The following is a 12,164-nucleotide window of genomic DNA, read 5'->3' as shown; positions in this document are numbered from 1 at the left end:
GCAAGCAGCTTAAAATACCAAGGACTAGTGACGAAGGACTAGTGACGAAGGACGAAGGACTCTATGAAATTGCCATCTCCGACTCGCCTGAAGGGTGACTGGGTTAGAACAATCCTAGAGTGGGTGAATCTTCGCCCAGAAGAAGGCGAGCGGACATTGTTGATGTTCGCCTTCCATACCACCACTTCCATTGGACTGCTTTGGTTAGAGTACAGTGCCATTGCCTTGTTTCTAGAGAAATATGGCGCGAAGTGGTTACCGGTGATTTATATTGCTAGTTCCGTGATCTGCTCTGGGTTGGGAGTATTATACTCCTGGTTGCAGAGCATTTTACCCCTGAGGTCAGTCTTGGTAGCGATCGCAATCCTAGCTGCCTTACCCTTGTTAGTGTTCCGCCTAGGCTTGGAGATTGAGTATGGCTATATTACTGTAGTCACTATCTTTCTATTGCGATTGTGGATGGATGCGGTGTACATCCTCAATGACCTTAATTCCCAGGTAGCGGCTAATCAATTATTCAACATTCGGGAAATTAAGCGTACTTATCCCCTCATCTCCAGTGGACTTTTGGTAGCTGATGTCCTCTCTGGCTTCTCATTACCTCTATTATTGCTGTTAGTGGGACTCAACAATGTGGTGGCTTTTGGGTCTGGCATGATGCTCCTCGGAGCACTGATCTTGGTTTATCTATGTCAGCACTACCAGCAAGCCTTTCCTAACTCCCCAGCACGACAGTGGGAAGAAATGGAGCCAGACTTTGCTGTGCGTCAGCCGAGTCAATCCCTCAGACGGTATGTCATCCCTTTATTTGCCTTTTTTATCTTAGGGGAAGCCCTGTACCTCCTAATTGAATTTCAGTATATGGGTCAATTGGAGGACAAACTGGATAGTTCAGCCATTGCTGGTTTTCTGGGTATATTCAGTGGCACTTTGGGACTTTTTGAACTGGTGACCCAATGGTTTATCTCTAGTCGGGTGATTGATCGCTTTGGTCTTTTCCTAAGCGCTATGGTATTACCTGGTTCTTTATCTGTGATTGGCTTAGTTACCCTAGCTAACATGGCAAGTTGGCTAAATTTTAATATTGGGTTGTTGCCTAGCTGGATAACAGGGCTATTTATTAGTGTAGTCTTACTCCGATTCGTTGATGAACTATTGCGCTTTACTTTAATTGCTAGTGTTCAACCGGTACTCTTCCAAGCCTTACCATCAGGGTTACGCTCTGTGGTGCAGACTACTGTACAAGGGATTGCCAAACCCATGACTACTGGCATTACTGGTCTTGGGATTTTAGCTACCATTGGGCTGCTGGATTGGGCTTTCCCCAATTTTGAGCCATTGCGGCATTGGGTGTTTATTCTAATGGTAGTGATTTTTGCCCTATTATGGCTGCTGAGTACCTGGTTGATGCGGGCTAATTATGGTTCATTGCTGCTGATCAATGCTGAGCAAGGACGTTTGGGTTCTGCCAATACCAATTTGCTGGATACTAAGACCGTCTTTGAGGAAGCGGTAAAGCGACTGAAAACTGAGCCGAAGAACCGCTCTGCTTACATTCAACTGTTGTATCAAATGGCTCCGGAAAAAGCGAGTAAGGTTCTTTCTCCCTTGCTGGGAGAAATGTCTACAGATTTGCAGCGCCAGAGTTTAGAGGTGATGTTGCCCTATCCCAACCCAGATTGTCTAAAAGATGTGTCTGGGTTGATTGATCAAAGACCACCAGTAGAAGTCCTGGCCTTAGCATTGCGCTATCTTTGGCTGGCTCAGGAAGACCTGAATATTCGGACAATTAAGCCTTATCTACAACCGGCTGTTGACCCAACTGTAAGAGCTACAGCAGCTGCATTAATTATGGGTCGGGGTACACCAAAAGAGAAATTTGAAGCCGTCAAAACCCTGCGGCGGATGCTCACCTCAAAAAAAGAGCAAGAACGGTTGATGGGTACCCGAGCTTTGGCAGAGATGGATTACTTGGAATCCTTGGTGGTTTATATTGATGACCTGTTAAGGGATAAGTCATTAAAGGTACGCTGTGCTTGTTTAGAGGTGATTGCTGCTAAAAGATTTGAAAAGTACTATCCGTCTTTAGTCAAGGCACTCTACTACACCTCTACCCGCAATGCTGCTCGTATGGCTTTGGTCAAGCAAGGGGATGAAGCCATTCCTTTATTGAGGGTTTTGTCTGAAGATATTCACAAGCCAGACCCAGTCAGGCGGCAAGCTTGGATGGCTCTCGGTGAGATTGGCAGACTCCAGGCTATAACTCAGAAGGGTACTCCTGAAGCTATGAAGCATTTGGTACAACAGTTGATGAGTAGTTGGGGGACAACCCGTCGTAATATTCTCACGATCCTGCTGAAGATTCCAGGGGAAGTTGGGATTGAAGCGGTGATGAACGAGTTAGGGCGTAGGGTCGTAGAAGCCTTAATTGAGCAAGAATTGATGTTTTTGGGTCAAATTTATGGCGCACTGCTGGATTTGACCTCAAAGAAAATAGCTGGACTGGAGGCAGATTTGCTGCGGCAGGGGCTTAATGATCTTCAACAAGATCTGGTGGATGTGTGTTTCTTACTCATGAAGTTTCTTTATCCATCGAGTGCCATCAAAGCAGCTGAGTTTAATCTAGCATCCCATTCTCGGTCAAACATTGCCCTAGGGTTAGAAATTTTGGATAATACCCTAGATATTCCTAATAAGAAAGTATTTTTGTCAATTTTAGACCGGCGTTCTCTGAAAGAAAAATTAGCTGCCCTAGTGGATTTAGTGCCTTATCAACCCATGAGTGTAAGCGATCGCTTACGTCGGTTAATCGAGTTACGACATTTCTTGTCAGATTGGCCCCTAGCCTGTTGTTTTCATGTGGCCAGAGCAGCACACTGCTCCCTAGCACCAGCAGCGGCTCTGAGTTGCCTACGTCATCCTACCGGTTTTGTGCGGGAAGCGGTTGTGGCTTATCTCAAAGAGATGTCACCTCGTGCTTGTGCAGAGTTGTTGCCAGTGCTTAGGAATGACCCAGATCCCTTGGTAGCTGCTCAAGCACAAGAGATTATCGGATAGTTTGATCAGTATAGTTGCCTATTGTTTGTACACTTTGCTGGCATCATCTCTAATCTCTGATGGCAGTGGACAGTAGACCTAGGGGTGAAATAATGTCTGAAATTACCACAGTACAGTGGTTGAATCTTAATTCCACGTCTAGGTCTAGTTAACCATTAACTATCAACAATTAGCGGTATGGGTTAAACTTGTATTTTACTACACAACGGCTAATCCCTAGCAGCCAACCGCTAACCTAACCGCTAACCAATGTTATCTAGCATTGATCGTTTAATTTTTATCAGGGGTGTCCCAATTTTTCACGAATTGCGGGACGATTTTCTGATGCGACTAGCCTCTGTGATGGACGAGCTAGACTTTCCTTCTAACCATACCATCTTTGCTCAAGGGGAAGAGGGTAGGGAACTTTATATTGTAGTCTCAGGTTTGGTAAGAGTTCACATTGGTGAGCGGAATTTGGCACAGTTCAAGCAAGGAGCCTGCTTTGGGGAGATGTCCTTGTTTGATGCAGAACCTCGTTCCGCTTCTGTGACCACCATCGAACCTTGCCATTGTTTGATGTTGACACAGCTACAACTCTATGATGCCATTGATGAGACACCAGAATTTGCAATTAAGATTATTCGTATGCTGTCCCGCCGTATTCGCGAACTTAACAGAAATTTGAATGCTGATCAGGTTAAAAAAGCACCATCGGATTTGAGAAGGGTCGGAAGTCGTTTAACTGATTTCCGTGCTTAAGATAAGTCCTAGTTTTTTGATACTAGTTTTTTTGGGTACTAGACGTGGCTCGTAGGTCCGTTAATCATTAACTTAATCAGCAACATCGGTTTATAATTAACAGTAACTATGTCTTTTGTTGGTCTACACATTCACAGTGATTATAGCCTACTAGATGGAGCATCTCAGCTACCAGCACTGGTGGATCGAGCTGTTGAGTTGGGAATGCCTGCGATCGCACTGACAGATCATGGTGTGATGTATGGTGCTATTGAACTGATTAAAGTTTGCCTAAAAAAGGGCATTAAGCCGATAATCGGTAACGAAATGTATGTGATTAATGGGGATATTGAGGTCAAGAAGCGTTACCGAAAATATCATCAAGTAGTCTTAGCTAAAGATACCCAAGGCTACAAAAATTTAGTAAAAATAACAACTATTTCTAACCTGAAAGGGATGCAAGGAAAAGGAATTTTTGCTCGTCCCTGTATTAATAAAGAATTACTGGAGCAATATCACGAAGGGTTAATTGTTACTAGTGCTTGTTTGGGGGGTGAAGTTCCCCAAGCTATCCTAAAAGGTGACTTAGATCAAGCCCGTAAAGTAGCTAAGTGGTACCAAGAGGTTTTTGGGGATGATTACTATTTAGAGATTCAAGACCACGGCTCTGTAGAAGACCGAGTGGTTAATGTTGCTATTGTCAAAATCGCTAATGAGTTAGGTATTAAAATTATTGCGACTAATGACTCCCACTTTATCTCCTGCTATGACGTAGAAGCTCATGACGCTTTGCTGTGTATTCAAACCGCTAAACTGGTTACGGAAGAGAAACGGATGCGCTATAGTGGCACGGAGTATCTCAAGTCAGCAGAGGAAATGAAACGGCTGTTTCGAGATCATTTACCGTCGCAGGTGATAGAGGATGCGATCGCAAATACCTTAGAAGTGGCAGATAAAGTCAAGCACTACAATATTATGGGGGAACCTCGCATCCCACACTACAAGGTATCCAAGGATTATACCCCTGACACCTATTTAGAAGAAATTACCTGGAACGGACTGATGAAGCGGCTAAAGTGTCGCTCTCGTAGTGAAATTGATCCAGTGTATAAAGCCCGGCTGGAGTATGAGTTAAAAATGCTCCAGCAGATGGGATTCTCTACCTACTTTTTAGTGGTTTGGGACTACATCAAATATGCCAGAGACAATGATATTCCCGTTGGTCCGGGTCGTGGTTCAGCAGCAGGTTCTCTAGTGGCTTATGCCTTAGAAATTACCAACATTGACCCCGTACATCATGGGCTACTGTTCGAGCGCTTTCTCAATCCAGAGCGGAAATCAATGCCAGATATTGACACAGATTTCTGCATTGAAAGACGGGATGAGGTGATTAAATATGTCACTCATCTTTATGGTGAAGACCGAGTAGCCCAGATTATTACATTTAACCGCATGACCTCTAAAGCGGTATTAAAAGATGTAGCGAGAGTGTTAGGAATTGCTTACCAAGACTCTAATCGTATGGCTAAGATGATTCCAGTGGCGCGAGGTAAGCCAGCCAAACTCTCAGTGATGATTTCTGATCAGACACCAACACCAGAGTTTAAAGAGGCTTACGATCAAGATCCGGAAGTTCGTCGCTGGGTGGATATGGCGATTCGGATTGAAGGGACAAATAAAACCTCTGGTGTCCATGCTGCTGGTGTGGTTATTTCAGCAGACCCTTTAGATGAAATTGTGCCATTACAGCTGAATAATGATGGTGCAGTGATCACCCAGTATTTTATGGAAGACCTGGAAGCTCTGGGACTCCTGAAAATGGATTTTTTGGGACTGAAGAACCTAACGACTATTCAGAAAACCAAAGAGTTAGTTAAAAAGACTAAAAATATTGAACTCGATTTAGATGAGATTCCCCTAGAAGAAATTAAATCTAGGAAAATTTTAGCCAAAGGTGAACAGAATAAAAAACCCCCATATGTTCAAAACACTTACGACCTTCTAGAAAAAGGCCAGTTAGAAGGAGTATTCCAATTAGAATCTTCGGGAATGCGTCAGGTGGTGCGAGACCTGAAACCTGACAGTATTGAAGATATTTCTTCAATTCTAGCTCTTTATCGCCCTGGTCCTCTGGATGCTGGTCTGATTCCTCAGTTTATTAATCGTAAACATGGTCGAGAAAAAGTAGAGTATCAACATCCTCTATTAGAGCCTATTTTAAAGGAGACTTATGGAATTCTATGTTTACCGAAAGGTACGTTAATTGATCAGCCCGATGGTTCTTATGTGCCCATTGAGGAAATTAAATCTGGCGACCTAGTATTAACCTCTGATGGTAAACAAGTTTGGCAAGCAAGGGTAGCCAAACAATGGCGCAGTGGTATCAAAGACATCCTGAAAATTACGTTATCTAGTGGTACAGTTATCTATTCCAGTAAAAACCATCGCTTTTTAACACCAGATGGAGACAAATTTGCCTATGAGCTGAAACCAGTAAACCCAGTCGTCAAGAATGCTAATGGTTTGGCTTCTCAAGTTTATGAAAAATTCCCTGGAGCTAGCAAGAGTTTAGACCCGGTGGTGCGTTACGGGACGGGCTGTTCCAAAGCTGGCTACGAGGCGGAAAATCAGGGCGACCCCGTCCCTAACGCACCCTACGGAACTCTACAGGCAACGCTAGCCAGACCGAAAGAGTCACATTACAAGACTTGGGATGTTCGGATAGTTTATGTTACTGCTGTTGAAGAGAGTGGGCAACAGGAGTGTTTTGATCTACAAATGGAGGAACAATCTTCCCCATACTTTCTGGCTCATGGCGTAGTAGTTCATAACTGCTTTCAGGAAAGCATCATGCGGATGGCCCAGGATTTGGCCGGTTATTCTCTAGGTCAAGCGGATTTACTGAGGCGGTGTTTGAGTGGATCAACTGAGATCGTGGATCCAGCAACCGGTCGTTTAGTTTCCCTGAGGGAGATTGCTTCTAAATCTAGTTACTGGTTGGGACGAAAGGTTTTTTCCCTGGATTTAAAGACCAAAAAAATTACCCAACGACCAATTATCGAAATTCATCCTAATGGGATTCGTGATGTTTGGGAGATTACTACCAAAACTAACCGCAACATTCGCGCCACGGATGATCATCTTTTCTACACCACTCTAGGATGGAAGCCTCTGAAGGAGTTTACCATAGGAAGCCCGATCGGTTTAGCGAAAACATTACCAATTAGCTATACTCGTGAACTATCGAATAGTAAAGGTAAGCTAACTGATAATATCATTAGACTTCTTTCAGAAGTTGGTAACAGGGAAAGGGTAACAGGGAACAGTGGACAAGAATTAACGCAAACAGTTGCGACTCCGAGTTTAGCACGTCACCAAGGCATTACTGATTCAGATGTTTTCTGGGATGAGATTGTGGAGCTGAAGTATCTTGGCCAAGAGGAGGTTTTTGATTTAAGTATTGCTGAAACTCATAACTTTATTGCCAATGACTTTATTGCTCACAATTGTATGGGTAAGAAGAAAGTGGCTGAGATGCAGAAGCATCGGGAGATTTTTATCGATGGTTCAACCAAAAATGGCGTGACTCAAGACATAGCTGAAGAGTTATTTGACCAAATGATTAAATTTGCTGAATATTGTCTCAGCTATGATACGGAGATTATCACAGTAGAGTATGGTCCGATGGCCATTGGTGAGATTGTCGAAAAAGGTATCCCATGTACTGTTTATAGCGTTGATAGTAATGGCTATGTTTATACCCAACCTATTGCTCAGTGGCATAACCGGGGAGAGCAAGAGGTGTTTGAATATACTCTCGAAGATGGCTCAGTGATTCGAGCCACAAACGATCATAAGTTTATGACGATTGATGGTCAAATGTTGGCAATTGATCAGATATTTGAGGGAGGATTGGAGTTGAAACAGTTAGGGGAGTTGCCTTTAGGGTTAGTTGAGAAAGTTAGTTAATGTTTATGTAGTTTTGTGTAAGCATTCAGCTTATGCGCATTGCGCATTGGCGCACGCTACGCGAACGGCGCACCCTAGGGGAACGCGAACAGCTTGCATAGGTAAGCATTCGTTTAATCACTATTACAAAAACTTGATGGCTGATAGCTGAATGCTTAGATAACTAGTAACTATTAATACTTAAAATCACATCGTTACCGCCACCACCAAGAATATCATCACCATCTCCGCCATCTAGATAATTTTTACCTTCTGTTGTCGAGGAAGACGAAAATGCAATGCCGATAATATTACTATTAGGGTTGATAGTAATAGCTAATTCTCCGTAAAGAGAATCATCGCCACTACCACCAATTAGTCTATCATCTCCACGCTCACCAGCGATCGCATCATTACCTGCGTTGCCGTTAAGAAAATCGTTGCCATTTTTCCCGTCAATTACATCATTACCATCCCCACCGTTGAGGGTATCGTTACCATTTCCACCTGTGAAAGTATCAGTAACGGTTGAAATTAGACTTCTCGCCACATTGGCGACGCTTTAGAAATCTATAGAAAAATCTCTAGAAAACGAAAGAAAAGTACTCTCTGGGGTAGCATACTCCGGTAAAATGAAAACTATAATACCAAAACTGAAGAATTGTAAAGTAATATTAAGTAAAGGCATACATCGATTGAGTGTTTTTTCCTCTATGACCACCCAGTTTTTTGCTTCCCAGTGTGTGGAAATGACTGTGCCACAGGAATCTGTGCCGATTCAGCACTACTTGCGTCAGCCGGAACGGATAGTTTATGCGATCGCAGACCTGAATCGCATCCAACAACTGACTCAGAAGCGTTTTCGCCTGAAAATGAATCCATTACACTTTATGTCCTTGACATTTCAGCCCACGGTAGATCTAGAAGTGTGGGCAGAATCTGACGCTACTGTTCATCTGAGGTCTGTCGGTTGTGAAATTATAGGATTGGACTACATCAATCAACGCTTTGCACTGCAATTAACCGGAAAACTGCATCCTTGGGAAGATCACGGAGTGACTAAGCTCACCGGTAGAGCGGATTTAACTGTCAAGGTTGATGTGCCCTTACCTTTTTCCCTTACTCCCAAGCCAATCTTAGAAACCACTGGCAATGGTTTGCTCAAAAGCGTTTTGGTCAGGATTAAGCAAACGTTGATGAACCAGCTGTTATTGGATTATCGTCAATGGGCTAACAACGGCACCCAAACAAATATATATACCCAGCACCAACCACCAGGAGCTCCCGCCACCTGATCTAGCAATCGGTGTGGGAGATGGGGAGATGGGGAGATGGGGAGATGGGGAGATGGGGAGATGGGGAAAACTATACCATAAGTGCTCTTGATTTCTCTGACAGTTATTTCGTCGTTAACCATTAACCATTAACCCTTCATAATTCATTTCTTGTGATAAAAACTATTACTAATCTCCCAATTAAAGCTGGTATAGTTGGTACTGGGTTTGCGGCTAAGCTACGAGCGCAGACATTGCAAGCGGATTCGCGATCGCATTTAGTGGCTGTCTGTGGTCATACCCCTGCCAAAACCCAAGAGTTTGCTGAAACCCACGGCACTACAGTGGTTGATTCTTGGCAGCAATTGGTAGAACACCCGGAGCTTGATCTAGTATTTATTAGCACGATTAATCGGGATCATGGCAAAATTGCCCGTGCTGCTCTTAATGCTGGGAAACATGTTGTCACTGAATATCCCCTTTCCCTTGACCCCAAAGATGCCGAATCCCTGATTACCCTTGCCAACGCTAAGGGTAAGCTCCTCCATGTAGAACATATTGAGCTTTTAGGGGGCTTGCATCAAGCCTTGCGCCAATCCTTGCCCAAAATTGGTCAACCGGTTTATGCCCGTTACGTAACTATTGCGCCCAAACACCCTGCACCCCGCAGCTGGACATACAATCTGGAACTATTTGGCTTTCCCTTCATTGGTGCTCTTTCTCGCATTCACCGCTTTACAGACTTGTTTGGTGAGGTCGCTTCTGTGTACTGTCAATCCCAGTTTTGGGATGCTGGTGATCAGTACTTTACTGCCTGTCTATGTAATGCCCAACTGCGCTTTACTAGTGGTCTAATCGCAGATATTACTTATGGTAAAGGGGAAATGTTCTGGCAGAGGTTACGGAATTTTGAGGTCCATGGAGACCAAGGCACACTGCTGTTTGAGGGAGACCAAGGTAATCTGATTAAGGGAGAGGAAAGCAAACCAATTGAAGTAGCAGGGCGACGGGGTTTGTTTCTGAAAGATACCGCTATGGTAATTGACCATCTAGTTAAAGGAACACCCCTGTATGTCTCGACCGTAGATAGTTGTTATACTCTCAAAGTGGCAGATGCATTACGTCAGTCCGCAGCTACAGGTAATGCGATCGCGTAGCGTGGCCTACGGCCAATCGCTTTATTGTAGTGCTAAGTAATCAGCGATCAGCTATCAGCTTATAGATCACAGGCTAGAAGCCTGTGCCGCTAGAAGCCTGTGCCACAGTACTTGAGGTGCTTTTGAATCAAATCAGCTGACGGCTTACACTTATCATTTTAAATAATTTATACCTAAAGATATATACCATAAAATTTAACTCAATCTTGTATAAATTACCTAAACTATATAAAACTTAACAAATATTTTAAACTTCATTACAAAATCAGATATGCCGTTGGGATACCATGATATCTTCTGTAACATACATCGAGTCGCGGTTCCTATGGGCTGATTGGACACGCAGCTTTCCCGCTCTCGAACTACCTAATGGTTAAGTTAGACAAGGAGGACACTTTGGATTTGCATTCTACTCAACCCCACAATGATCATGCTTGTGAAGGCATTAGCGATTATGTCGCGGAGCTTCAGTTTCACATGGCACTCCACGCCCGCAAATTAGTTCCTAACCTCACTAAAGCAGCAGATAGTAGAGAGCAACTATTGCAGCAAACCCAAGCTAATTTTGAAAAACTAGTTTCCCGACAATCCCGTTCACAGTGATAAAGCCTTAGCTCGATTTGCAGCAATCAACGATTCTGTATACTGTAGCGCCTCTTGCCAAACCTGATAGCCAAGAGGCGTTAAGTGTATGCCATCGGTTGTCAAGTTGTGCTGCATCTGACCTTTACTATCAGTAAATAACTTGTGAAGATTGAGATAAGCTGCTCCTTCTTGTTGAGCAATCTTAGCAATTTGTTGATTAAGATTACGAATGCGCTGATTAGAAATAGCAGTAGCTCGTGTCGGTAAAATCGATTGGATAATCAGTTGAGCTTGTGGGTGATTTTGCCGCAATTGACGAGTAATCTGGCGCAGGTTGTTGAGAATAACTTGATCGGTTTTCCCCTGACGCAAATCATTGATACCTGCCATCACATAAATTGTATCAGGACGAGTCTGGGAAAATGCCGATAATCGACTCAAAATTTGACTGGTATTCTCACCAGAAATGCCTTGATTGAGCCACAGTTGATATTTAGGTAATCCCTGTGCCGGTAACCACAAACTTAGGGAATCTCCCACTACCATAGACAGACGATTGTTACCCTGTCCGTAGGTAACAGCTCTGGCTTCCTGTGCCAAGAGTTGTTTCCATTGCTGATAGGTAGGTTTTGTGAGAGGGACTCCTTTGTGATTTAATCCCTTTGCCCAAAACGATGAGAAACTATGAGCAGGTAAGCGAGTATAAAGTTTGCCAGCTCTGAGGGCAGCTAATCGTTGGTAATATAGTTCCGTTCCCGATTTTGGTGAAGGAGTAGCAGGTCGATAGTTGGGTAAACGTTGCTGATACTTTATTTGCTGATACTTTAATACTTTAGCAGGGCTACGTTTCTGCCATTGACTACTAAATTGAGGAGAGGAGTTTTCTACAGTGGTTTCTACAGTAGGGACAATCTTATGACTAACCCCAGCCTGCAATGCTTTATTAGCTGTTGAAACTAACAGGCTTGAGAGGCTATCTGAGGGATTGGCAGGTAGGGGTGGTGGTGGTGGAGCAGACATTGCTCCTCCAGTCAATAGACTTGTTGTTAACAGATATAAATTGCTCATAATTTGCCCACTTTCCTCTCTATACTCTTTTCACATCAAGCAATGGAGGAAATCCGGACAAATTTAAAGCGTTTCTAATATTGTGTCAGGATAATGGCGTTGCTGAATGTTTGAATGAATATGAGTAGAGTGGGCATCCTGCCCGCCCGGAAATATATTGAAACTGGCAAGATGCCAGTTCCACGCAAGATGCCCATTCCACAAAACTCTTAAAATCATTCCATTATTCAGCAACGCCAACATAATTACCCTTAATCAAATCTCCCCATCTCCCCATCTCCCCATCTCCCCATCTCCCCATCTCCCCATCTCCCCATCTTCCCATCTCCCCATCTCCCCACCTCCCCCTCTCCCC

Annotated in this window: 8 protein-coding genes; 6 read left to right on the top strand and 2 right to left on the bottom strand. The window is 43.7% G+C overall.

Features of this window, described 5'->3' with window-relative positions:
• Positions 1–63 precede the first annotated feature (63 nt).
• The 3 genes from F6K51_RS20350 to dnaE all read left to right on the top strand — a co-directional run bounded on the left by F6K51_RS20350 (position 64) and on the right by dnaE (position 7,746).
• On the top strand, positions 64–3,057 hold the full coding sequence (locus F6K51_RS20350) for an MFS transporter (protein WP_293023470.1): 2,994 nt from the start codon (positions 64–66) through the stop codon (positions 3,055–3,057).
• 249 nt (positions 3,058–3,306) lie between these two features.
• Positions 3,307–3,798 carry a cyclic nucleotide-binding domain-containing protein gene (locus F6K51_RS20345; RefSeq protein WP_293023467.1) on the top strand — a complete coding sequence of 164 codons (492 nt, stop codon included), beginning with the start codon at positions 3,307–3,309 and terminating at the stop codon, positions 3,796–3,798.
• Positions 3,799–3,906: 108 nt separating this feature from the next.
• Positions 3,907–7,746 carry a DNA polymerase III subunit alpha gene (dnaE, locus tag F6K51_RS20340; protein WP_293023464.1) on the top strand — a complete coding sequence of 1,280 codons (3,840 nt, stop codon included), beginning with the start codon at positions 3,907–3,909 and terminating at the stop codon, positions 7,744–7,746.
• A gap of 163 nt (positions 7,747–7,909) precedes the next feature.
• Here dnaE and F6K51_RS20335 read toward each other — a convergent pair whose 3' ends face one another.
• A complete protein-coding gene (locus F6K51_RS20335) occupies positions 7,910–8,275 on the bottom strand; it encodes a calcium-binding protein (protein ID WP_293023461.1) in 366 nt (121 codons plus the stop codon).
• A 163-nt stretch (positions 8,276–8,438) separates the two neighbouring features.
• On the opposite strand from F6K51_RS20335, the gene F6K51_RS20330 reads away from it, so the two are divergent.
• The 3 genes from F6K51_RS20330 to F6K51_RS20320 all read left to right on the top strand — a co-directional run bounded on the left by F6K51_RS20330 (position 8,439) and on the right by F6K51_RS20320 (position 10,759).
• Positions 8,439–9,020, top strand: coding sequence for a DUF1997 domain-containing protein (locus tag F6K51_RS20330; RefSeq protein WP_293023514.1), 582 nt, complete (start codon positions 8,439–8,441; stop codon positions 9,018–9,020).
• Between the two features lie 152 nt (positions 9,021–9,172).
• Entirely contained in the window at positions 9,173–10,156 is a 984-nt protein-coding gene (locus F6K51_RS20325; protein WP_293023458.1) for a Gfo/Idh/MocA family oxidoreductase, read from the top strand.
• A 369-nt stretch (positions 10,157–10,525) separates the two neighbouring features.
• Positions 10,526–10,759 carry a hypothetical protein gene (locus F6K51_RS20320; RefSeq protein WP_293023456.1) on the top strand — a complete coding sequence of 78 codons (234 nt, stop codon included), beginning with the start codon at positions 10,526–10,528 and terminating at the stop codon, positions 10,757–10,759.
• On the opposite strand, the gene F6K51_RS20315 is transcribed toward F6K51_RS20320, so the two are convergent.
• Positions 10,751–11,809, bottom strand: coding sequence for a GDSL-type esterase/lipase family protein (locus F6K51_RS20315; RefSeq protein ID WP_293023453.1), 1,059 nt, complete (start codon positions 11,807–11,809; stop codon positions 10,751–10,753). The genes F6K51_RS20320 and F6K51_RS20315 overlap by 9 nt on opposite strands.
• Positions 11,810–12,164 lie beyond the last annotated feature (355 nt).

Source organism: Moorena sp. SIO3I8, assembly GCF_010692325.1.
GTDB lineage: Bacteria > Cyanobacteriota > Cyanobacteriia > Cyanobacteriales > Coleofasciculaceae > Moorena.
This window is presented reverse-complemented; position numbering and strand designations above follow the sequence as displayed.